This window comes from Streptomyces cadmiisoli (assembly GCF_003261055.1).
GTDB lineage: Bacteria > Actinomycetota > Actinomycetes > Streptomycetales > Streptomycetaceae > Streptomyces > Streptomyces cadmiisoli.
In genome coordinates this window covers 794,435-815,902 of record NZ_CP030073.1, presented here as the reverse complement: position 1 = coordinate 815,902, position 21,468 = coordinate 794,435, and the positions used below count along the sequence as shown (strand labels likewise).

21 protein-coding genes are annotated in these 21,468 nt (G+C 69.9%); 11 read left to right on the top strand and 10 right to left on the bottom strand.

All coding sequences use genetic code 11. The annotated features are described in order from the left end of the window. Positions 1-55: 55 nt before the first annotated feature. The 6 genes from DN051_RS03405 to DN051_RS03380 all read right to left on the bottom strand — a co-directional run bounded on the left by DN051_RS03405 (position 56) and on the right by DN051_RS03380 (position 10,442). A complete protein-coding gene (locus DN051_RS03405) occupies positions 56-3,763 on the bottom strand; it encodes a S8 family serine peptidase (RefSeq protein ID WP_246040900.1) in 3,708 nt (1,235 codons plus the stop codon). A gap of 114 nt (positions 3,764-3,877) precedes the next feature. Further along, positions 3,878-7,177, bottom strand: coding sequence for a S8 family peptidase (locus DN051_RS03400; protein ID WP_053756865.1), 3,300 nt, complete (start codon positions 7,175-7,177; stop codon positions 3,878-3,880). 629 nt (positions 7,178-7,806) lie between these two features. Next, positions 7,807-8,427 carry an NAD(P)H:quinone oxidoreductase gene (gene wrbA / locus DN051_RS03395; protein ID WP_112437932.1) on the bottom strand — a complete coding sequence of 207 codons (621 nt, stop codon included), beginning with the start codon at positions 8,425-8,427 and terminating at the stop codon, positions 7,807-7,809. Between the two features lie 400 nt (positions 8,428-8,827). Next, entirely contained in the window at positions 8,828-9,205 is a 378-nt protein-coding gene (locus tag DN051_RS03390; protein ID WP_053756863.1) for a hypothetical protein, read from the bottom strand. Beyond that, positions 9,202-9,876 (bottom strand): hypothetical protein, encoded by a 675-nt coding sequence (locus tag DN051_RS03385; protein ID WP_053756862.1) that lies wholly within the window; start codon positions 9,874-9,876, stop codon positions 9,202-9,204. Before DN051_RS03385 ends, DN051_RS03390 begins: the two co-directional genes overlap by 4 nt. Continuing rightward, positions 9,867-10,442 (bottom strand): RNA polymerase sigma factor, encoded by a 576-nt coding sequence (locus tag DN051_RS03380; protein ID WP_053756861.1) that lies wholly within the window; start codon positions 10,440-10,442, stop codon positions 9,867-9,869. The genes DN051_RS03385 and DN051_RS03380 overlap by 10 nt, the downstream gene beginning before the upstream one ends. 149 nt (positions 10,443-10,591) lie before the next feature. On the opposite strand from DN051_RS03380, the gene DN051_RS03375 reads away from it, so the two are divergent. The 6 genes from DN051_RS03375 (at position 10,592) to DN051_RS45720 (ending at position 13,369) form a co-directional block, all read left to right on the top strand. Further along, positions 10,592-11,077 (top strand): Asp23/Gls24 family envelope stress response protein, encoded by a 486-nt coding sequence (locus DN051_RS03375; protein ID WP_053756860.1) that lies wholly within the window; start codon positions 10,592-10,594, stop codon positions 11,075-11,077. Positions 11,078-11,158: 81 nt separating this feature from the next. Next, entirely contained in the window at positions 11,159-11,326 is a 168-nt protein-coding gene (locus DN051_RS45725; RefSeq protein ID WP_199314873.1) for a hypothetical protein, read from the top strand. Continuing rightward, positions 11,323-11,733, top strand: a complete 411-nt coding sequence (locus DN051_RS03370; protein WP_107093805.1) for an Asp23/Gls24 family envelope stress response protein — start codon at positions 11,323-11,325, stop codon at positions 11,731-11,733. Before DN051_RS45725 ends, DN051_RS03370 begins: the two co-directional genes overlap by 4 nt. A gap of 53 nt (positions 11,734-11,786) precedes the next feature. Next, complete coding sequence (locus DN051_RS03365) at positions 11,787-12,491, top strand: DUF6286 domain-containing protein (RefSeq protein ID WP_053756859.1); 705 nt, start codon at positions 11,787-11,789, stop codon at positions 12,489-12,491. Positions 12,492-12,520: 29 nt separating this feature from the next. Further along, positions 12,521-13,129, top strand: a complete 609-nt coding sequence (locus DN051_RS03360; RefSeq protein ID WP_053756858.1) for a hypothetical protein — start codon at positions 12,521-12,523, stop codon at positions 13,127-13,129. An 84-nt stretch (positions 13,130-13,213) separates the two neighbouring features. Further along, the gene (locus DN051_RS45720) at positions 13,214-13,369 is read left to right on the top strand and encodes a DUF6131 family protein (RefSeq protein WP_199314871.1); all 156 of its coding nucleotides are present in this window, start codon (positions 13,214-13,216) and stop codon (positions 13,367-13,369) included. A 280-nt stretch (positions 13,370-13,649) separates the two neighbouring features. Here the strand turns inward: DN051_RS45720 and DN051_RS03355 are convergent, their stop codons facing one another. Both DN051_RS03355 and DN051_RS03350 read right to left on the bottom strand, forming a co-directional pair. Next, positions 13,650-15,401, bottom strand: a complete 1,752-nt coding sequence (locus tag DN051_RS03355) for a GAF domain-containing SpoIIE family protein phosphatase (RefSeq protein WP_234388652.1) — start codon at positions 15,399-15,401, stop codon at positions 13,650-13,652. A 33-nt stretch (positions 15,402-15,434) separates the two neighbouring features. After that, entirely contained in the window at positions 15,435-15,707 is a 273-nt protein-coding gene (locus DN051_RS03350) for a hypothetical protein (RefSeq protein WP_053756857.1), read from the bottom strand. A gap of 762 nt (positions 15,708-16,469) precedes the next feature. Here DN051_RS03350 and DN051_RS03340 point away from each other — a divergent pair. Continuing rightward, entirely contained in the window at positions 16,470-16,868 is a 399-nt protein-coding gene (locus DN051_RS03340; protein WP_053756855.1) for a DUF5994 family protein, read from the top strand. Here the strand turns inward: DN051_RS03340 and DN051_RS03335 are convergent. Next, a complete protein-coding gene (locus DN051_RS03335) occupies positions 16,859-17,395 on the bottom strand; it encodes a DUF5994 family protein (protein WP_381283714.1) in 537 nt (178 codons plus the stop codon). The two genes, DN051_RS03340 and DN051_RS03335, sit on opposite strands and share 10 nt — an antisense overlap. A gap of 427 nt (positions 17,396-17,822) precedes the next feature. Here DN051_RS03335 and DN051_RS46100 point away from each other — a divergent pair, with 427 nt between their 5' ends. Next, positions 17,823-18,452, top strand: coding sequence for a DUF5994 family protein (locus DN051_RS46100; protein ID WP_053756853.1), 630 nt, complete (start codon positions 17,823-17,825; stop codon positions 18,450-18,452). Positions 18,453-18,740: 288 nt separating this feature from the next. After that, positions 18,741-19,112 carry an STAS domain-containing protein gene (locus tag DN051_RS03325; RefSeq protein ID WP_053756852.1) on the top strand — a complete coding sequence of 124 codons (372 nt, stop codon included), beginning with the start codon at positions 18,741-18,743 and terminating at the stop codon, positions 19,110-19,112. A 483-nt stretch (positions 19,113-19,595) separates the two neighbouring features. Here the strand turns inward: DN051_RS03325 and DN051_RS03320 are convergent, their stop codons facing one another. Further along, positions 19,596-20,198 (bottom strand): hypothetical protein, encoded by a 603-nt coding sequence (locus DN051_RS03320; protein WP_112437931.1) that lies wholly within the window; start codon positions 20,196-20,198, stop codon positions 19,596-19,598. A 175-nt stretch (positions 20,199-20,373) separates the two neighbouring features. On the opposite strand from DN051_RS03320, the gene DN051_RS03315 reads away from it, so the two are divergent. After that, the gene (locus DN051_RS03315) at positions 20,374-20,847 is read left to right on the top strand and encodes a GNAT family N-acetyltransferase (RefSeq protein WP_112437930.1); all 474 of its coding nucleotides are present in this window, start codon (positions 20,374-20,376) and stop codon (positions 20,845-20,847) included. A gap of 210 nt (positions 20,848-21,057) precedes the next feature. Further along, entirely contained in the window at positions 21,058-21,465 is a 408-nt protein-coding gene (locus DN051_RS03310; RefSeq protein WP_053756849.1) for a cytidine/deoxycytidylate deaminase family protein, read from the top strand. The last annotated feature ends 3 nt before the right edge of the window (positions 21,466-21,468 follow it).

Here is a 21,468-nt window from a genome sequence, read left to right as displayed (position 1 = left end):
CAGCGCGCAGGCAGGGGCCCGGGACCGGTTGCGCGGTCCCGGGCCCCTTCGTGTGTCAGCGCAGGCCGAACGCTCTGATCACCGTCTGGCGCACCGAGTTGCCCGCCGAGTCCTCGGCGTAGGCCCTCAGGGAGACGAACGACGCCTTCCGCGGAGCGTCCAGACGGAATCGCCCGTCGCCGGCGCTGTCGGCTCTGTGCCAGGTCCGTCCGTCGTCGTAGGACAGTTCCACACCGACCCGGCCGACCTTCCCGGCCCCGGCCGCGCCCGGCAGATGAGCGGCCGTGACGGACAGGGTGTCGTGCCGCCCGGCGCGTCCCGCGCCGTCGGTGCCGATCCGGTGATCGAGCTGCAGCAGCGGCAGCACCGCCTCGGCGCCGTCCGCCGCGGCCTTCGACGTGAAGCCCCACTCGGTGCGCGTGCTGGACGAGTACGGGGTGAAGGGCACATCGCGCTCACCCGTGACGACCAGCCGGTACGGCAGCTTGCCCGCGCCGGGGGCGTCGCCCGACACGGAGGTGAAGTTGCCCTGACCCAGTTCGGTGCTGCCCTGATACAGGGTCTGCTGCTGGGTGACTCCGGAGCCGTACTGGTCCATGCCGACGTGGTTCCGGCTGCCCCAGCCCGGGATGTCGATGTACAGGTGGTCGCCGCTGCGGGTCGGCCGGCGGAAGGCATCGTTCAGGAAAGGCCGCTGGATCGGCTTGAACCACTCCTCGGACTGCCTGCTGCCCGGCCGGTAGGCGGTCTTCGGACCGGTCTCGAAGAGCACGCCGCCGACGTACGCCACCTGGTGCCAGCGGACGCCGCCGGTGGTGGACACCCAGTCGGTCCGCTTCCCGTTCATCGGCTCCGGCATGGGAGTGCCGGAAGTCCAGTTGTCGTCGCCTGCCCAGTCGTAGCGGAACTCACCGCCCGTCCTGTTCGGCACCGGGTTCTCGAACGCGACGTCGACGCGGGCCAGGTTCTTCGTACCGCCCCGCGCCGTCAGCTGCGAGGGGATCTCGTTGTGCCAACTCTGGGCGACGTCGTAGACGTACGGGCTCTCGCGCGTGGAGTCGACGGTGATGTGGGCCTTGCGGTCCTCGGCCCGCTCGATCAGCTTCTCGCCCTCCGCTCGGCTGAGCAGTCCCACATCGATCTTGACGGGGGGCTCGTCCCACCCGCGGTAGTCGCGCACATGACGCCCGGCCTCGTTCTCGACGACCAGCAGGAGTCCGGCGCCCGCGGCCACGGCGTGGGCCGCTTGGTCCATGTCGCTGACGTCGTCGTTGCGCCGGACCACCACGGCCTTGCCGCGTACGTCGAGGTGGGAGTAGTCCGCGCTCGCACCCTGGCCGGCGAAGACCAGCGGCAGCTTGTGACTGCCCTCGGGCAACGGAGTGACGCCGGTCTGGCGCAGGACGCCCGAGAGCTCGCCGGTACGGGTGGAGACCCGCAGCGCGGGCTTCTCCTTGCGCCAGCGGGCGGTCAGACGGAAGTCGCCGTGTTCGACCTTCCGGGTGGTCGGCTGGGCCCAGAGACTGTCGTAGTACAGCGTGTCGACGGAGCTGGACGACGGCACGCCCTCCAAGGTGCGGTGATAGACCACCCGCTGGAAGGTCGCCTCGCTGCGCTGCGGGGTCGTCATGTCGATGCGCTTGACCTCGGAGGCGTCGAACGTGACGGTGGTGTCGCGGTCCAGGACGATCTCCGGGTCGCCGAGCAGGGCCAAGCCCCGTGAACCGGGCCCGCCCAGACCCTGGATCTGCCGGAAGGAGAGCGCCGAGTACACGCCCTCGGGCAGGAAGAGGTCGAGGGTGCCGGACGGGTCGACGTAGACCGGCATGCCCATGCCCTCGCCCGATCTGATCAGCTCGACCTCGCCGTCCATGGGTTTGCCCGCGGCGTCCTTGAAGGTCAGGGTCAGCTTGCGCAGCGCGGTGCCGAAGGAGACGGCGGTGTGCGCCGCGACCTCACCGGCCGTGTCCGTCGCCAGCACCTGGCCGGTGTGACGGCCGCCGACGGTGTTCTCGGAGCCGTCGATCGTCACCGTGACCGCGGCGGTGCCGTGGGCGGGGACGACCACACGGGAGTCCGACAGACGGAACATGCCCTGCGGGGCGCGGGGCGCCTCGACGGTCAGGTCCAGGGTGATCGGCGCGTCGGTGGTGTTGGTGTAGGTCACCGGGCGCTGGACGGGTCCGCCCGTGCTGTGCGCCGCGTAGGCGGTCGCCGTGGCGAAGACATCGGCCCGGGCCGCCGCGGCGACGTCCAGCCGGCCGCTGCCCGCCTGGAAGGCGTCGTATCGCGTGATCTGCCGGGAACTGCTGGCCAGCAGGTCCTTCAACTGGGCGGCGGCGAGCTCCGGACGGGACGCGGCGAGCAGAGCGGCGGCGCCCGCGACGTGGGGCGTGGCCATGGAGGTGCCGCTCAGGGCCCGATAGGCGCCCAGGCCGTTCTCACTGAACCGGGAGTTGGCCGCGAGGATGTCGACTCCCGGCGCGGTGATCTCCGGCTTGAGAGCGCCGTCGACACGAGGGCCCTGGCTGGAGAACTCGGCGACCGTGTCGTCGGCACCGACCGCGCCCACGGTCAGCGCGGAGGTCGCCGCTCCAGGCCCGCCGATGCTGCCCGGCGTCCCCTCGTTGCCCGCGGCGATGACGAACAGCGCGCCGGTCCGGGCGCTCAGCCGGTCGACGGCCTGGCTGAGCGGGTCCGTCCCGTCGGACGGCTGCGAGGTGCCGAGGCTCATGTTGACGATCTTGGCCTGCTGGTCGACCGCCGCCCATTCCATGCCCGCCAGCGCCCACGAGATCTGCCCGGATCCGTCGTCGCCGAGCACCTTGCCGACACGGAGCCGCGCGCCGGGGGCGACGCCCTTCTCCTGCCCGTCGGAGGCCGCACCGGTGCCGGCGATGATCGATGCCACGTGTGTGCCGTGCCCGGAGCGGTCGTCCGTGTTCTCGTCCGGCACGAAGCTCTGCCGCGACGCGACACGGTCCGCGAGATCGGGGTGGCCGGCGTCGATGCCGGTGTCGAGGACCGCGACGTCCACGCCCTCACCGGTGTTCCCGTCCGCCCAGACCTTCGGCGCACCGATCTGCGTCGTGCTCTCGGCCAGGTCGGCGCGGACCAGGCCGTCGAGCCAGATGCGCGCTATGCCGCGGCCGAAGGACGGCCGGACGTCCTTCGCCCGTGTCCCGTCGGCTGCCGCGGAACCCACCACGGACTTCCAGAAGTCGTCCGCGTGCGAGCGCTCCGCGGACAGCGCGGCGCCCTGGATGCTCTCCAGCTCGCGCACCCGGGTCGCTCCCTCGGGAACGGCTGACGCGCGACGTGCGGCATCGGCTTCGGTGTAGGAGACGATCAGCGGCAGCCGGTCGCGGTGGGCGTCGTCGTACCCGTCCGCGATCAGGTCGGTGACGTTGAACAACTGCCGGTCCAGGATGCCCCGCGCCACGAACGGCAGCGCGGACTCCGGATACACGTAGAGGTCGCCGTTCGACTCCGAGATCCGGGTGCGCGCCGGACGCCCGTCCGGGTCCCGGACGGTGACGACACCCCCGGACCCGGCCCGGGCACCGGGGGCCTGACGAGTGGTCACCACGTCACCGGTGATCAGTGTGACCGTGTGTTCGCCGGCCGGCACACCGTCCGCGGCGGCCGAGGAGGGAGGCGGCGCGGCGGGCGGCGCGGCCGTCGCGGTGAGTGGACTGGTCAGCGCGAGGATCGACGCGCCGGCGACGACCGGCACGCTCCAGCGTCCGAGGTGTGGCTTCAACGGGGTCCCTTCATGGGTAGCGCAGGGCAGTTCTCCACCGCGGTGATGTCGGTCGGGCGGAGCGGAGAGGGCCCGGCGGAAGGGTTCCGCCGGGCCCGTGTTGCCGTCAGGTGACTACTTGAGGAGGTAGGCCTTGATGACGGTCTGCTTGAACGTGTTGCCCGCGGCGTCCTTGACGTAGGTGCGCAGCGAGACCGAGCCGTCCGAGGAGCGGTGCGGGTGGTGCACGGTCACGGTGCGCTTCTCACCGGAACCCTTGACCTTGGCGGAGTGCCAGGTCTTGCCCTCGTCGTAGGAGACCTCGGTGGTGAAGGTGCGGATCGGCGACTCCGTTGCGCCCACCTGGCGCTGGAGCAGGACCGGGATGTCGAACTTGCGGCCGTCCTCGGCCCGGTTCCACTCGTCCAGCTCCGGCGACATGCGCACCGCGTAGAGCGGCAGCGCCCGCTGGCTGTCCGTGGTCTGCGACCGGAACTGCCAGTCGGAACGGACCTTGGTGGAGATGGTGGACTGCGGACCGAGGTCGCGTTCCTGCCGGAACGTCAGGTGGTAGTCCGCGGGAGTGCGATCGGCCGGCAGTTGGGCGTAGTTCCCCTCCACCGGAACCGCTTCACCGTTGCGTCGGACCTCCCACGTCGACTGACCGCTCATCTGCGTCTCGGCGTACTCGTGGACATCCTTGTTCGCAGCGGTCTGCACGGAGAGGCGGAGGTAGTCGCCCTGACGGTAGGCATTCGACATCAAGGGGGAGAACCCGACGGCCTGCACGCCGTTGTTCCAGTGCTCGTTCACCTTGGTCCCGGCCTTGTAGCCGTGCATGGTGCTCATGAAGAACTGCCCGTGTACGTCCGGAGTTTCCAAGAGGTTCTGGTCGAAGACGGTCACCCAGCGGAGACTCTCGGCCGTCGAGAAGTAGTCGACCCGCCGGTGGGGGACCGGCAGTCCGTTCAGGCCGTGGTAGAAGCGAAGGGTGCCGACCCACATCCAGACGGCGCGATAGGCGGTCGTTCCTGATGCGGTGGCGGCGAAGGTGGTGTTCACCTCTGCCAGGTCGGACTTGCGGGGTTGGTAGGAGGGATCCGCGGGGATGCCGCCGGTCACCGGCCGGGCGAGGTAGTAGTAGGTCGGGGAGTTCGGGCCGTCACCGGCGGGCTCCTGCCAGATCGTGTTGACCAGGTAGGTGTACTTGGCGCCCTTGACCTGGGCCGTGGGGGTGGCGTAGAGCCCCTCGACGTGGTCGCTGCCGATCGAGCCGTTCGCGAACACGGAGAACATGTGCCCGCTGTGGCCGATGGTGCCGAATTCGGCGAGGGCGATGCGGGCCGAGCGGCTGGGAGCGGACACCTTGACGGGCTTGGCCTGCCTCGCGTCGATGGTGATGTCCCGGTCGGTGTCCATCACGAACTCCGGCGCACCCACCATGGTGCCTTCGGTGAACTCCTCGTCGAAGAAGATGCCGCTCAGCGAGAAGGTCTGACCGACCGGGAGCCTCAGTTCGGTGCTGCCCTGGCCGAGCATCTCCTCCCAGTAGGTGTCGCGGCTGTCCGTGTGGAGACGCAGGAAGGAGTAGTCGGGAGCCTTGCCCGAGCGGTCCTTCATGGTGATGCGGAGGCTGCGGGACGGCTGCTCGACGTCCATGCCGAGCGGGACGCGTACCGAGACCTTCTGGTCCGGTGTGGAGGCGATGACCACGCCGCTGTACGCCGCGTATTCCGTGGCGATCTCCGGCGTCGCGGTGACGGTGACGTCCGCGGTGCCGTGCGCGGGCACGGTGACCTTGTCCGCGCTCAGGCGGAACATGCCGTCCGGTGCGGGCTTGTGCTTCTTGTAGGTCACATTGAGCGAAAGGTCGAGCGTGACCGGCTCGCTGCCCGGGTTGCGGTAGGTGACCGTCTTCTTCACGGGCGGACGCCCGTTGTCGGACCAGCGGATCTGCCCGTAGTCCAGACCGGTGGGCTCGGCGGTGACCTGCTGGCTGATCGCTCGGGCGATGTCGACCCGTCCCGCGCCCTGGAAGTAGGCGCCTCGTTCGCGACCGCCCGTCGTGCTCTGCATCAGCTGGCGCTTGACCTGCTCCGCCGTCCAGTCGGGGTGCTGCTGGAACAGGATGGCGGCGGCCCCGGCGACGTGCGGTGTCGCCATCGAGGTGCCGCTCATCTCCCAGTAGCCGTCCTCGGCGGTCGTCCCGCCCGCCCGGGCGGCGACGACGCCGACACCGGGGGCGGCGATGTCCGGCTTGAGACCGAAGTCGCCCACACGGGGGCCGGGCGAGGTGAAGATGGCGAGATCCTCGTCCTCCACCTGGATGGCGCCCACAGCGAGCGCGCTGTCGGCGGAGGCGGGGGTGGAGACCTGCGTGCCGTCGTTGCCGGCGGCGACCACGACCAGGACGCCGTAGTCACGCGTCACGGTCTCGACCAGGGCCTCCATGGCGTCGGTGCCCGGGGTGTCGATGTCGCCGAGGCTGAGGTTGATCACCTTGGCGCCGTTCTGCGCCGCCCAGGCCATGCCCTCCATGATGTCGGAGTTGTCGCACGAGCCGTTGGCCGTGCAGACCTTGCCGGACAGGATCTGCACGCCGGGTGCGACACCCTTGAGCCGGCCGTCGGAGGCCGCGCCGGATCCGGCGACGGTCGACGTCACGTGAGTGCCGTGGCCGTGCAGGTCGTCGGTGTTCGCCTCTTCGGTGAAGTTCTCGGCGTCCGCGATGAGGCCCTTGAGGTCGGGGTGGTTCGGGTCGTAGCCGGTGTCGAGCACCGCGACCTTGACTCCCTCGCCCTTGTAGCCCTTCGCCCAGGCCTGGGGTGCACCGATGTGCGGCACCGTCCGGTCGAGGGAGACCTCGGCGCGGCCGTCGAGCCAGACCCGGCGAATGCCGGCGCCGAAGGACGAGGCGCCCGCCTTCGCGGGGGCGATGCTGTCCCAGAACTCCGCGGCGTTCTTGCGTCCTTCGCCCAGCGTCGCGAAGGACGTACCAGGGATGGCGTCGACCTTGTCAGCCCCCGCTGCGGCGAGCCGACGCTCGACCGTGCCCGCGTCACCCGCGTACTCGACGATCAGCGGCAGGCTCGCCCGATCCGCGTACTTCTCCTTGACCAGGGCCGATACGTCGAACAGGGCCCTGTCGAGGCGGTCGGCCGCCAGGAGGGGCAGCGCGTCGGCAGGTATGACCGTCCAGTTGTCGCCGACCTGCTCCTTGACGAACTGGATGTGCTCGCGGCCCTCGGCGGGCTTCACCGAGACGGCCGCTCGGCCCGCCGGGTCCTTCTCCACTGTGACGCGGTCACCCGTGATCAGAGTGACGTGGTGCCGGGTGACGCCGGGTGCACCGGTGGCCTGATTGCTCTGCTGTGGCGAGCCGGCCTGATCGGCGTTCTGAGCGGAACCTGGTGTGGTGGACAGGCCGGCCAGCAACGCCGCGAGCGTAGCAGCCGCTACATACCGCGACCGGGGTCTGTGGACCCTCGGGCGCCGTGGGTTGTTCGTAGGGGTCATGGAGTGACAGCGTGACGCCACGATGAACAAGACACAACGTTTGATCGTGTCCTGCAAGTGCCATGTCACTATTGCGACTCGGCCCGGGAGGTGCGAACTACCCCAAACTATGACGGATTTACGGGCCTCTTTGAGCCGGACCGATGACGTTGTCGTGTGTGACACACTGAGTGGCATGCCATCGGCGTCAGTCAACGGTCGAAAGTGGGCATGGCCGCGGTCACGGATTGGCTGGAAAGCTCCGGAGGTTCTGGATGCTTGGGGCGGCAGGGCTGACGGCCCGCGACACCTCCGTGTCGCGCTTCGCCGAGGACGCCCCCGCCAGGCGCTGCCGGCAGGGGCACACCGTCAACTCACGGCCGGCACCGACCGTCCAGTGCCACCTTCGGTGCACCGTCAGGGCGCGGGCACACAACAATCCCAGGACCTGACCCACCGTTGGTCCATGACGTTGCTTCACGGGTCACTGACGCGGAGTCGATGCCGCTCACATCTGCCGGGTCGCGCGAGCGCGGCGCGCACGGTTCACGCGACCCGGGCGATGACGCTCAGACGGCAGAGGCACCGGCCTTGAGGCCGGCCGCGACCTTGACCACGCGCTCGGCCTGGACCCGCGCGGCGGTGCGGGTGGTGTCGCCGACCGGGTTGTTGCCCTGGGCGTCCACGTGGGAGGTGCCGTAGGGGTTGCCGTCGGTGAACTTGGCCGGGTCGGTGTAACCGGGGGTCACGAGGATGCCGCCGAAGTGGTGGACGGAGTTGTAGAGCGCGAGGAGGGTGGACTCCTGGCCGCCGTGGGTGGTGGCGGTGGAGGTGAAGCCGCTGTAGACCTTGTCGGCCAGCATGCCCTGTGCCCAGAGGCCACCGAGGGTGTCGATGAACTGCTTGAGCTGCGAGGTGATGTTGCCGAAGCGGGTGGGCGAACCGAAGATCACGGCGTCGGCCCACACCATGTCGTCCGGCGTCGCGACGGGGATGTCGGCCGTCGCGGCGGCGTTCGCGGCCCAGGCGGGGTTGGAGTCGATCGCCGCCTGGGGGGCCAGCTCGGCGGCCTTGAGCAGACGGACCTCGGCGCCGGCCTTCTCCGCGGCCCGGGCGATCTCCTGGGCGATGGTGGCGACGGTGCCTGTGGAGGAGTAGTAGATGACGGCGAGCTTGACGGGAGTGGTCACTGCTGAGGTTTCCTTGTCGTTCGGGATTGTTCACGGCGACAGCGCGGTTGATGCAAGGTCACCCACACGGGCGGTCTGCGATCCCCGCGGTGGCTCGGCGGCAATGTCGCAAGGTCCCTCCGCCTCCTCGGCGTTGGTCCCCTGCTTCATCGGCTGCGACCGTGCTGCCCGGCCGGCCACCGATCAGCGGGGCCCCGGTCGGAACTACGGTGGTCGTCGCGCGCCTCGATCATGTGCGGCGGTGACTTCCGCGGTGCTCCGGGGCCACGGTGGTCATGGTGTTTCCCTGTCAGGATGAGTTGCCGGCCACTGAAGGCTTGCACCGCAGGTGGCGATCACTGTCGTCACAGAAGACCGGCGACACGTGCAAGGTGTGACAACGCCGTCGCAGGCGGAAGGTTCAGGGCGTGTCGTGCCGGGCGGCGATCCGTGTCACCGTGACCGCCACGGTGACCTGTTCCGCGGTACCGAGAGCGGCGAGGTGGGAGACGGCGGCGGCCCTCACACGGTCGTGAACGCTCCGGGCGATGTCCAGCGCCCGCCGGCCCTCGGCCAGGACGCAGCGCACCTCGATGTGCCATCCCGATCCGTCCGGGGCGCGTTCGGCGCGTATGCCCGCCTCGGGCGACGTGTGCTGAGGCGTGCTCTCCGAACGGGTGCGTGCCGCGGCTGCCGCGAGGCGATGGGCGAGGCGGGGCTGCAGGCCTGCCACACCGTGAACCGCGAGGGCAGCCTCGGCCGTGACACCGAGGAGCGTGGTCGCGTCCGCGGCGGTCATGAGGCACCACCGCGGACGGAGAGGGCGGGGCCGGGTGTCGGCCCCGTCTCCAGTACGTCGACCACGGTGATGTCGACGGCGACGACGACGAGCCCCAGTTCCCGCCCGGCCGCGTCGAGGACCGATCGGCGCACCTGGTGGACCCGCTCGGTCAGCGGCCGGTCGAGGGCGGCGGCCAGAGTCATGGTCACCCGCACCTCGGTGTCTTGTTCCGCGCGGACGAGCCGGCAGTTCGCGGCCCGGGCACCGGGGATCGCGTCGGCCGCCTGCCGCAGTACCCTCGCGGCGGCGCTCTCGGCGATGCGCAGGTCCCGGACCGGGTCGGCCAGGGGCAGCAACCGGCCCAGCCGCACTTCGGCCCTGACGACGTTCATGATGCGATCGACGAGTGCGTACAGGCTGGGGGAGGTCTCGGTGCGCAGCGCCCGGGTGGCCGCGTTCACCGGGGCCAGTCCTTCGACGGCGTCGCGGCAGTGGGGACACGACGTGGGGTGGGGGTCCGGGGTCGGCCCGGTGTCCTGCGCCTGTTCCCACACCCGGCTGAGCAGTCGGCCGCAGGCCAGTACCTCGTCACCCGCGAACGCGGACACGCCGGCGGCGACTCGTCCGGCGTGGGTCCCGTCGGCTCCGGGCGGTTCGGGAGGTCGCCCGTGCGGGTCGTCTAGCGCCATGGGCCCATCGCCTCCTGAAGGGACCGGCGTGCCCTGTACAGTCTGCCGCGCACCGTCTGCTCACTGCTCCGCGTCACATGGGCGATCTCCTTGTACGGCATGCCCTGGACCTCCCTCAGGATCCAGCAGACCCGCTGCCCGGCATCCAGTTCGGCGAGCGCGTCGGACAGCGCGGCCGTGGCCGCGTCCCGCTCGGCGGCCCGGGCGGGCTGGCTCCAGGCGTCGCCCGTCGCGGGTTCGAGGACCGAGTCCAGGGAGAGCGACGGCGGTCGGCGCCGGCGCATGGTCAGGCAGCGGTTGACGGTGATGCGGTACATCCACGTGCGGAACTCGGCGCCGTGACGGTATTCCGGTAGACGCCGCCAAGCGCTGACGAAGGCGTCCTGCACGGCGTCCTCGGCGTCCTGGGCGTTGCCGAGCATGCAGCGGGCCAGGGCCAGGAGGGACCGGCTGTGCCGCTGGACGAGAACGGCGAAGGAGTCCTCGTCTCCCTCGGCCGCTCGTACGGCCAGCAGCGCGTCCGGCGCATCGCATCCCAGCCGTGGGGAAGCAGTTTGTTCGATCATGACGCTCCCGCGCGGGCTCGGAACGAGCGTGTACCCCCGCACGGGAATGTGATGCATGTCACATGATTTCGGTGTGAGAGGTGCGGCGTCCCCGATGTCAAACGTTTCGACGGCACCACGCAGGTGTCCTAGCGATCGAGGCGACCGCCATGACGAACAACATCACCAGCGTCGGCGGGGGCAACCGGTCCGATTCGGGCGTGAGCGCGCTCAAGGGCCGTACGGGGGCCGGGGCTCCGGCCGAGACACGGGGCAGGACGACCATCGCGGACGGTGTGGTGGCCAAGATCGCGGGCACGGCCACCCGCGAGGTACCGGGCATCCACAACCTTGGGGCCGGCATGGCCCGCGCCCTCGGCGCCATGCGCGAACGCGTCCCGGGCGGAGGCAGCGGCGTCACACGTGGAGTGAAGGTCGAGGTGGGCGAACGCCAGGCCGCGTTGGACCTCGATGTCGTCGTCGAGTACGGCGTCTCCATCGTCGACGTCGCCGGCGACGTACGCACCAACGTGATCAGCGCGGTGGAACGGATGACCGGGCTGGAGGTCGTCGAGGTGAACATCGTCGTCGACGACGTGCACCTGCCCGACGAGGAGGAGGAAGAGGCCGAGCCGGACGAGGGCCGCGTGAGGTGATCAGCCGGCGCGCCCTGAGCGAGCACGGGTGAACACCTCACACGGACGGCGACGTACGTTCGTAAGACGGGTGAGTGCAAGATGAACGCAGCAACGACGGGCCTCGCGGCCGGTATGGCACTCGGCTTCGCCGGCTACTTCGGCGGCTTCTGGGCATTTCTGCTGGTCCTGGTCCTGGGAGCGGTGGGGCTGATCGTCGGCCTCGCAGTACAGGGCGACCTCGACCTCCACGCACGGAGGCAGCGGTGACGACCCGGCCCGCTTCACCGACCCGCGATGAGGAGTCCAGCCCACTGTCGCGGCCGGTCGGCCTGCCGCCCCCGGCAGAGCGAGGCGCCACCGTCATCCCGGAAAAGGTGGTCGCCCGCATCGCTGCCCAGGCCGCACGCACGGCCCAGTCGCGGTGTGCCGCCCTGCCTCCCGGTGGGGGAGGACCGAAGGCACCCGGCGCCTCCGCGGCCGTTCGCACCGGATCGGTGCGCCTGCACCTGACCATGGACATGCCCTACCCCACCGACATCCCTCAGGTCTGCGAGCGGATCCGGCGCGACGTGGCCGAGCGGGTGGGTCAACTGACCGGGCTGGACGTGGGAGAGGTGACCCTCACCATCCGGCGGCTGGTGGCCACCGCAGCCCGCCGCGGGCGGGTCCTGTGAGCCGCGACCCTGCCCATGCCGCCGGCCACACGACGCCGCAAGGAGGACCGGACATGAACTCCGACCCGGACTCTCCCGACCGCAGCCCCGCGCCGTCCGCGAACGGTGCCACCGTGCCGCTGACGAAGGAGCCCAGAGACCCGGCGGAGCAGGGTCCGCCCGAACACGACGCGCCTCCGCCGAACCTGACGGCCGAGGAGCACGACGGACGGCACCGGGCCCACCGCCCGTGGTCCGTGCGCCGCATCCCGGCCGCACTGGTCGCCGCGGTGATCCTCGTGCTGGCCGTCGGGGCACTGGTCGACGTCATCGCCGTACGGGCCGGACGCCCCGCGGCGGCATGGCGACGGCACCTGGCCGACGCCCTGGCCACCCGTCCCGTGGACGACGTATGGATGCTCGTGGGAGCCGGCGTGGCCGCCGTCGTCGGCGTCTGGTTGGTCGTCCTGGCTCTCACCCCCGGCCTGCGCCACTGGCTGCCCCTGCGGTCCCGCGCCGACGGCCCCCGGCTGCGGGCCTTCCTGAATCGTGACGGCGCCGCTGATTTGTTGCGTGACGCCGCTATGCGGGTACCCGGGGTCAGCAGGGCTCGGATCCGGGTGCGCCGCCATAGAGTGAAAGCCCGCGCGGACGTCCGCTTCCGTGACCTTCAGCAAGTGAGGGACGACCTCACCGCCGTCCTGGACGACGAGTCCGACCGACTCGCCCTCGCCCACCCTCCCCGCATCGGCGTACGGGTGCGGCGACGCACCGACTGACCGACCGCATCCAGACCGGAGTCCGCACCATGACGCCGCGCCCCGTACTCAACCGCAGTCTGCTGGCCCTCGCCGGGCTGGTTCTGCTCGGCGGCGGTCTGCTGATCCTCTTCGCCGGGCTCGACATCTACCGGCGGCACGGTGTGGTCCCACCGGTCGGCTGGCCCCTGACCACTCCGGACGACGTCCTGCTCGGCTCCGCCGACCGGGCCCGCTGGAGCAGTCAGGGCTGGTGGTGGTGGCCCGCGGTCATCGCCGCCCTCGTTCTCGTCGCCCTGCTGGCCCTGTGGTGGCTGCTCGCCCAACTGCGCCAACGCCGTCCCGGCGCCCTGCCGGTCGGCAATACACCCCCGCAGGACGGTGTCGAGCTGCGCGACCGCGTGCTCAGCGACGCGATCGCCGCAGAAGCGGGTGCCCTGCCGGGGATCGAGGACGCGGCCGTACGCATCACGGGCCGGCCAGCCCGTCCCCTGACCCGCGTCCGGCTCGTCCTCAGCCCGCAGACGGAACCCGACGCCGCCCTCGAAGCCCTCCGTGAAGGTCCGCTCCGCACCGCCGGTCGGTCGACCGGGTCCGGGCCCATACCCACGGAGGTCCGTCTGGAAGTCGCTCGCCACAAACCGCACCGGGCGGAGTGAGGAGGACGACCGTTCCCGTGCCGGTCCCTCGCGGTCTCTCGTACCTCGAAGGGGCACAGATTCCACTCCTCATAAGGAGACATCATGATCGTCTTGGGTGTCATTCTGCTCGTCATCGGCCTCGTCGCCGGGCTGTCCATCCTGTGGACCATAGGAATCATCCTCGTAGCCGTGGGAGTGGTCCTGTGGGCCCTCGGCGCGATGGGTCACGCCGTCGCCGGGCGACGGCACTACTGGTAGGGGGCGGGTGCTGAGGCCGTGAAATGACGTGCCGTCATCGGAGCAGCCATTCGCACGGACCGGGTGTGTACACACTGCTCCGGCCGGTCGCGCCGATCGGCGGTGCGTGGCGGCCATCGACGGCCACAGGTATGTCAACGGCGGTTCGACATCGGCCTGTCGGAGATGCGTGCACGCATGGGCCGCGCCAGTGCTGAGCAGTTCGGGCGTGCCCAGGACGCCCGGCGCTCGTGGACTGTCCTCGCCGACCACGGCATCACCCCCCCGGCGTCCTGGAGGTTCAGCGCACCATCCCGTCCTCTGTCATGGTGTCGGAAGGAAGGCGCAGAGCGAGGAGGGCCACGTCGTCGGCACTGCCGGGCGGCATACGGGCGAGCAGTTGGTCGCACAGTGTGTCCAGCGGTGCCTGGGCGAGCGCGAGGGCGTGGCGGCGCAGGCGGCCCAAGCCGGTGTCCAGGTCGCTCCCGGGGATCTCGATCAGGCCGTCGGTGTAGAGCAGCAGGGTGGAACCCGGCCGCAGGGACCGTATGCCGTTCGGTCGGCTGGTGCTGCTGTCCACGGGAGCGCCGAGGACGAGTCCCTGGCCGGCTTCGAGATACTGCGCGTGCCCGCCGGGTGTCAGCAGGAGAGGCGGCGGATGTCCGGCGCTGGTCCATCGCACAGTCCACGGGCCGATGTTCGGGTGACCTTCGACCCGGGCGAGGACGAGGGTGGCCATGGGGACGGTGGTGATGGCGGGCATGGCGTCGTCGAGCCGGTCGATGACGGAGCCGGGCGGTCCCGTGTGGTCCCAGGCCAGTGAGCGCAGGATGCCGTGCAGTTGGGCCATGCCGGCCGCCGCGGTCAGGTCGTGGCCGACCACGTCGCCGATCACCAGCGCGAGCGTACCGTCCTTCAACACGAACGCGTCGTACCAGTCGCCGCCGACCTGGGAGCCGGCCGGGGCGGGCTGGTAGCGGGCGGCCAGCCGCAGGCGGCCGGGCTGGGGGAGTGGGGCGAGCAGATTCCGCTGCATGGCCTCGGCGACGGCGCGCTGGCGGCCGAAGCGGCGTGCGTTGTCGATGACCAGGCCGACTCGTCGGCCGATGTCGCTCACCACCTCCAGGTCGTCGGTGTCGAAGGGGTGCGCCGGGTCGGTACGCACCACGGACAGGGCGCCGGTGATCTGCCGTCTGGAACCCAGCGGCACCGTCATGGCCGACGTCGCGCCCACCGTCCGCAGGAAGTCGCTGTGGACGGCTGCCAGGGGAGAGTCGGCTGGTCCGGCCGTCCGTACCTCGGTTTGCAGCACAGGATCGCCGCCGTGTAGCACCTGGACAAGAGGCGACCGATCTGCCGCCTCAGCCCCGGGAAGGCGTTCGCAGCGGCCCTCCAGCGCGGGGTCCCGGCCCGCGATACTGGTGACCGCGACCCGGTTGACCTGCTCGGAACTGGTTCGGAGGTCCACCGCCGCCCAGTCGGCGAGGCGCGGAACGAGCAGGCGCCCCAGCCGTGCCAGGGCCTCGTCGGTTTCCAGGGTCTGGCCGAGCACGTCGGTGATCTCCGCGACCAGCGTGAGCCGCTCGGTGAGGTCCTCCAGAGCCCTCGTACGGGCCGCACGTTCCCGATGCGCGCCGTGGTCGCCCGTGATGTCGGTGAACAGCACGGCCATGCCCTTGAAGGAGCCCTCGTCCGCCAGCGGTGAAGCGGACCAGGAGATCATGACCAGGCGATGGTCACCGCGTAGAAAACTGTCGCCTTCCCCCTGCGCGGCGACCCCCTCGGCCAAGGCCCGGAGCAGCGGGCACTGCTCCTGGCGGAGCGTGCCACCGCCCGCATCCCGGTGCAGCAGATCGTGTGCGTCCTTTCCGCGCATCGCGGCCGCGTCACGGCGCAGCAGCCGTTCGGCGGTCGGGTTGACGGCGAGGATGCGTCCGGCCGGATCCACGACCATCAGGGCCGTGGTCAGCTGCTCGACGACCTGCTGCCAAAAGCCCGGCTCGGCCGTCCACGACCATCCCGCATCCCGCGCGCCGGGCACATCCTTCACCACGCCGCCCTCCACTCATTGCAGGGCACCGCCCGGTCAGCCGTGATCCTCCTCTTCGGCTTCCATGACACGGATCCCCTGATGAGTCAGCGTGACCGTGGCGGGTGTGTCTCCGTGAGCCCAGCGCACCGTGACGAGCCCTTCTTCCACGAGATAGGTGCAGGCCGCGGCGAGGTCCTGCTCGGGAATCGCCAGATCGTCACGCAGCCTGGCCCCGGGGGTGTCAGGGACACCACTGCCTTCCATGCCCTTGTACAGGGATTTCATGATTGCTTCGCGGTAGTTCTTCCGCTGGTGCAGTGTTGCCATGGTCGCCGCCACTCGTGCGGACCCCGCAGACAGCGTTGGACGCCGGGGTGCGAAGGACTGACTCTCGGTGTTCACTCTACTCCGGCCACGGCCCCGAGCAGGTGCCCGCTACCAGGGGTCTCCTCAGGGCCCCTGTCAGTGCCGTGAGCAACGTCCGATGCCGTCCTGCATGAACGCGGCGCCGCTTACGAACAGCGGCGCCAGGCATCCGGACGGGAGTAAGGTGGAGAAAACGAGGATCTTTCCTATGCCGGAATCGGCCCGACACCGGATGGTCGTCTCGTGCTCCGGAGTCCACCGGACCACGCACCTGCCACAGCACGCCATCCGCCCTCGCACGGTCAGCCCGTGACCTCGGTCGCGTCATCCGCATCCAGGCCACGGAGACCTCTGTGTCATTCAGCCCGAACACTCCCACGGCAATCAGATCGTCAGGCTCCTCTCCGGAGCGTCGACGGCGACGTCCGTGCCAGGGTGCGCGCCGTCCCTCCGCTGTGCGTCCTCATGCCCGCCCTGCCGTTCGCAACGGTCCGGGGCATCGGCGGTATGTGGGTGTACGGCGTAACCGTCCTGTTCGTCGCGGGACTTGTACGCATCGCGCTGCTTCACCACGTCGGCCGGAGCGTGAAGCCTCGCTGCCGCATGCCCGGTGAGCGCCCGTTCCGAACCCGGCGTCACGACCAGGCCACCAACCGGTGGCGCCGTCAGCCCTGACACCGAACACTCACTTCCTCCGCTGCACAGCAGTCGACAGGAGCTTTCATGACAACCGCAACGCAGCCCCCACTGCCGTCCCACCCCCTCCTCCGCCTGCGCCTGGCGCCCCACGGCGGCCTGCCCCGGCCCATCGACGGGGCGTGGTGGCCTCGGTCGTACGACCTGCTCGAGGAACTCCCGTCGCTCCTTGCCGGGTTGCCGCGTACGTGGGGCCACATCACCAGTGTCACCGTCAACGGCGCGGCGTGGTCCGCGTTGCCCGGCCGGATGCTCCTCTTCAATCAGGTCGTACGACTGCACAGGACCCTCACGGCGTCCGCTCCGCACACAGTTGTGCTGCTCGCCGCCGGCCGCGGACGCTGGGACCTGGTGGTCGTGCCTCCGGACACGACCGAGGAGGTCGCGGAACCGCTCATGGCGGCCGCCGCGGGCGATCACGCGTGAGGGGACGCGACGGGACCCGCCACGCTCTGCCCCGCCGCGGCGGCGATCCGTTGCCGGTGAAGTGCGTCGAAGCGGTGCACCAGGCGCGCCTGGCGGGCCTTCTCCGCCCGCAGGAGCGCGGTCGCGGTCATCGCCGGGCCGGTGTCCGCACTTGCCGCGGCCATCAGCCGGGCGGCCGTGGTGGCGCCGGTCTCCGGGGGGATCACCAAAAGGTCCCAGCGGCCCGCGGTGTAGGAGAGCAAGAGAATCTTGTGCGGATCCAGCTTCGAGGTAAATGAACCGACGTTCACCACATGGCCGTTGACGAAGATCCTCGGCAGGAGCAGCGGCCAGAAGCGGGGGTTGACGGCGATACGGGTGATCCGCCCCCACAGCGGATCCAGCACGTCCGCCAGGTCGCAGAGCTCGCTCTGCAGGTCACGTGAACGAGGCCACCAGGCGCCGTCCAGCCCGGCGCGGCCTGCGGAAGGGCTCTCGGATTTGAGCGCGAGGCGCGCGGTAGGGGCCCTGAAGGGGACAGCCCGCACTGCGGGCTGAGAAGTGGTCGCGAGCATCGTGCAAACCTGTCTCCGGCCCACTGCGCGAGCGTAGCCGGCCGGTGTCGTCCCAAACCGGGAACGACACCGGCGTCGGAGTCGGTGCGCGAAATGCTCCCGATATGCTCACGCTACTCCCCGAAAGAGCCGAGCGGACGGTTCCGGGGACTCCGGTCCCATCCCCTGCAGGTGACCTTCGAGGAACTGGTCTCCGGCCAGGACATGCGGATTTTGCCGTGCTGGAGGTCCTCGGCTGGGCCGGGTCGAACGGCGGCGGCCGACGGGCCACGTCGAGACTGTCCGAGGAGTACCCTGAAATCACCGAGGATACTTCGCGCACCGGCTTCCGGGCTTGTGTCGTTTTCGGCGATCGAATACGACGGGCCGGTCGCGGCTGGCCCGGGGCAAGGTTCGGGTCATGACTGGGCCCATCTCCCACCCGTCGAAGGCCGACGCCGATTACTGGTTCTTCTCGTTCTCGGTGCGTCTGCTGCTGGCTCCGGCAAGTTCCGTACCGCCTGTGTTGGACGGCGCGTGGTGGCCGCGCTCCCGTGATCTCGGGGCGGAACTCCCCTCCCTGACCGCGGCACTGGATCCCCTGCGCGGGCGGATCACCCGGGTCACGGTGAATCCGACCCATTGGCCGGTCGTTCCGCGCAAGGTGCCCGTCGCCGGGCACGTCGTGACCGTTGGGTGGTTCCTGGCCGAGCAGGACCCGCACGAGCTGCTGTTGTTCTCGTACCGCATGGGCCGTTGGAACCTTCTGGTGGTCCCGCCGGAGACGACTCCTGAGTCTGCCGCTTGGCTGATGGCCGCCGCGAGTGACCCACTCGGCACGTCGACCGCAAGCCGCTTGATGGAAGAGGCGGCGCGTCTGCGGACGCTGCGCAGGAGCGGCGGGGCTGTTGAAACGGTCATGAACGCCCAAGGTGAGCAACGGTCCCGCGATCAGAGGGCACGTCCACGGATCCGGACCACGACCGCCAAGACGTCGCTGCAGCCGATGGGAAGGTGCGGACCGTGGAGACACAGGCGACCGTGGCCGTGATCCGGGGAATGAGTTCTCAAGGTGCGCCACCTCCACTTGCTCAACTCACGGCACAGCCATTGCGTCACCGGCTTCCATCACGGCCATCCGGGATGCATGTTGCGAGACCGGCTCCGTCGACTCGACGGAAGGCCTGCCGACGGGCCAGGACTCGCTCGCCGACCTGGGTCGCCGCACCGGCCGTTCAGGCCCTGCCCCACACACCCGTACGGGCGCCACGCCGAAAGGGGCCCGGCCCGGAGCCCGGCCACGCGGCACCCTCCGGCAGACACTCCGAGCCGAGGAACCATGCCTCTCCCACTGCTGAACGTCTACCGCCATGACCACACCTCACGCGCACTCATCACCCTTGCTGGAGAGATCGACCTGGCCACCGCCCCGCTCGTGCGCACCGCCCTCGCCGCATGCGTGCACGACGGCATCCGCACCACCGACGTCGACCTCACGGCGGTCACCTTCTGCGACGCCAGCGGACTCAGCGCCTTCATCACGTCATCCCGGCTCGCCGTCGATGCCGGAATGACGCTGCAACTGCACTACCCGCCCCCCATCATGGCCCGCATCATCGAAGTGACCCGCTGCGGCTTTCTGCTCCACGAGCCCCACGCTGTTCGACCACCATCACGCTGGGTTCCCGATGCTGCGTGCCGTGCGGCGTGACGCTCCCGTTCCGCCGGGAGAGCCGCCACAGGGTGAGCCGGCCGTCGGGCCTGGGCTGCCGTGGGCCCTGGTATCAGCGCCGGAACGGCCCGAATTCCCATGTGGCTCGACGATCGCCGGACCGGCCGAACGCAGTGAGCGCGAAGAATCGAGTGAGCCCATTGAGCGACGATGTCTTGTCGATCCTTCCGACCGATCCTCAGTGGCACCCCGACCGGGCGGCGGCCGAGCGGGCTGCCGCGCTCGCCGCGGATCTGGCTCCCGGCCTTCCTGATGGCACTGACGTCGAAATCGACGTCACTTGGCACGACGTCCTGACCTCCGTCGACTGCGGCGGGAATCTGGAACGCCCGGGTGATCAGTTCGCCCCATCCCATACGAGGCACGCTACTCACCGGCAGCTCCCCGGCCACCGCTTGCGTGTCGAATTTCTTCACCCGCGTGCTCGAAAGCCCACGCAGATGTCGGCACGCTCCTCAGGAGTCACACAAGATCACGCCAGAAGGGGACCGTTGCCCTCGGATCCCATGTCTCGTCGACGTCGCCTCGTGCCTCGTTGAACTCCTGGCGCATGTAGTCGGCCAGGTCCAGCCCGTAGTAGATGATGTCGGTCTGCCAGATCGAGAGCACAGGGTGACCGAAGTTTCCCCGGCCGGCGGGAAGATATCGGTGGGCGTAGACCGGCACGAGCACCGGTACCTCCGCGAGCCGGCGTCGTGCTGCGGCCAGGGCAGCCGCAGCACCGGCCGGACGCTCGCCCCATGCCTCGTGCCAGAACATGTTGCTCTCGACATCGAAAAGAACGCCCTCAACCGGCCGGCCGATTTGATTCCGCAACGTGTCTGGATCGCCGCTGCGCCACTCGGGCCATGGCTTGGACCACGTCTGACCCTCGGAAGGAGGAACGTTGACCGGAAGGCCGGTGGCAAGGAACGCTCGATGGTCGTCCGCGAACTCGAAGCCGTACTCCCGCTCGACGCGCGCGAACTCCGCGTCGGTCAGCCCTGGCTCGAACTCGTAGAGCCCGGTTTGCGCCAAGCGCCGTGCGGCCTCGGCGCCCAAGCGGCCTGCCCCATCGTTGACCACTGCTGCAACGTAGCGCCGACCGTTGTCCGCCGTCACCCGAGTTGTACACGGGTTCCGTCTCGGTACTCGGCTTGGTGATCGTCCGGCTGCCTCGATCGCAGCCGGAGCTGTCGTCGGCTGCAACCACCCGGTCGACCCCTGGATCAAGGCGCAACCCACCTTGTAGGTTCCCGGCGTGAGTGATGACGCCAAGACTCTGATCAGGTGCGCGGAAGAGGCGGATGCAGCCGTGATCGCGCGCGTCCACCTGGCCTCTCGGTCGGCCACCATGCCGTATCTGCCTCCGCAGACGCGTAGTCCCGAGCAGGTGACCCGCTGGGTCCGGGACGTTGTGCTCAAGCAGGGCCGCACCTGGGTCGCGGTGCGCGATGGGGAGATCAGCGGTTACGCGTCTTTGGACGGTGACATGCTCGAACACCTCTATCTGCGTCCGGACATCCGCCGTCAGGGCATCGGTACGCTGCTGCTCGACGAGGTCAGGCGGCACAGCCCGGACGGGCTGTCCCTGCACGTGTTTCAGCAGAACACCGATGCCCGCGCGTTCTACGCGCGCCACGGCTTCACCGTCCTCGACACCGACGTCGGCGCTCGCAACATGGAGAACCTGCCCGACATGACTCTTCGGTGGACGCCGAAGGCGGCGCGGTGAATCGGGCCGCTCACGCGAGACGAACACGTATGCCGGGGGTGGCTCGACGGGATGGTGATGGTGCCGGTACCAGGCCGAGGGCCAAGGAACGCGGCTGCGCGAACCGCCGCAAATCGCCCCGCGGTGCAAGTGCGCCTTCATATTGACTTGCGCGCCCGCGTCAGTCGGGTCAACGTCACGTGAAACCCGACGAAGGCAGAGAAGACGATCATGCAGACCCACCACGTCGACCACGACCTCATCCAGGCGGCGGCGAACGTCGCTCGCAGTCGCTGCCGGGGCGACAACCACACCATGGCGGCCGCCGGCCGCGCCCGGGACGGCCGGATCGTCACTGCGGTGAACGCCTACCACTTCACCGGAGGCCCCTGCGCCGAACTGGTCCTCATCGGCGCGGCAGCCGCTCAGGGCGTCTATGACCTGGACACGGTCGTCGCCGTGGGCGACCGCGAGCGGGGGGTCGTCCCTCCGTGCGGCCGGTGCCGGCAGGTCCTTCTGGACTACTTCCCGACCCTCAACGTCATCGTCGGCGAAAACGACCGAGTCCGCACCGTCGCCATCACCGACTTGCTCCCCGACAGCTACGTGTGGGCCGACCACCAGCTCGACGCGAAGTAGGCA

Bases quoted from the DNA above. Each gene is read 5' to 3' on its own strand.
- DN051_RS03390 (WP_053756863.1), bottom strand. From the start codon at position 9,205: ATGACCGCCGCGGACGCGACCACGCTCCTCGGTGTCACGGCCGAGGCT.
- DN051_RS03385 (WP_053756862.1), bottom strand. From the start codon at position 9,876: ATGGCGCTAGACGACCCGCACGGGCGACCTCCCGAACCGCCCGGAGCC.
- DN051_RS03380 (WP_053756861.1), bottom strand. From the start codon at position 10,442: ATGATCGAACAAACTGCTTCCCCACGGCTGGGATGCGATGCGCCGGAC.
- DN051_RS03375 (WP_053756860.1), top strand. From the start codon at position 10,592: ATGACGAACAACATCACCAGCGTCGGCGGGGGCAACCGGTCCGATTCG.
- DN051_RS45725 (WP_199314873.1), top strand. From the start codon at position 11,159: ATGAACGCAGCAACGACGGGCCTCGCGGCCGGTATGGCACTCGGCTTC.
- DN051_RS03365 (WP_053756859.1), top strand. From the start codon at position 11,787: ATGAACTCCGACCCGGACTCTCCCGACCGCAGCCCCGCGCCGTCCGCG.
- DN051_RS03360 (WP_053756858.1), top strand. From the start codon at position 12,521: ATGACGCCGCGCCCCGTACTCAACCGCAGTCTGCTGGCCCTCGCCGGG.
- DN051_RS45720 (WP_199314871.1), top strand. From the start codon at position 13,214: ATGATCGTCTTGGGTGTCATTCTGCTCGTCATCGGCCTCGTCGCCGGG.
- DN051_RS03350 (WP_053756857.1), bottom strand. From the start codon at position 15,707: ATGGCAACACTGCACCAGCGGAAGAACTACCGCGAAGCAATCATGAAA.
- DN051_RS03340 (WP_053756855.1), top strand. From the start codon at position 16,470: ATGACAACCGCAACGCAGCCCCCACTGCCGTCCCACCCCCTCCTCCGC.
- DN051_RS46100 (WP_053756853.1), top strand. From the start codon at position 17,823: ATGACTGGGCCCATCTCCCACCCGTCGAAGGCCGACGCCGATTACTGG.
- DN051_RS03325 (WP_053756852.1), top strand. From the start codon at position 18,741: ATGCCTCTCCCACTGCTGAACGTCTACCGCCATGACCACACCTCACGC.
- DN051_RS03310 (WP_053756849.1), top strand. From the start codon at position 21,058: ATGCAGACCCACCACGTCGACCACGACCTCATCCAGGCGGCGGCGAAC.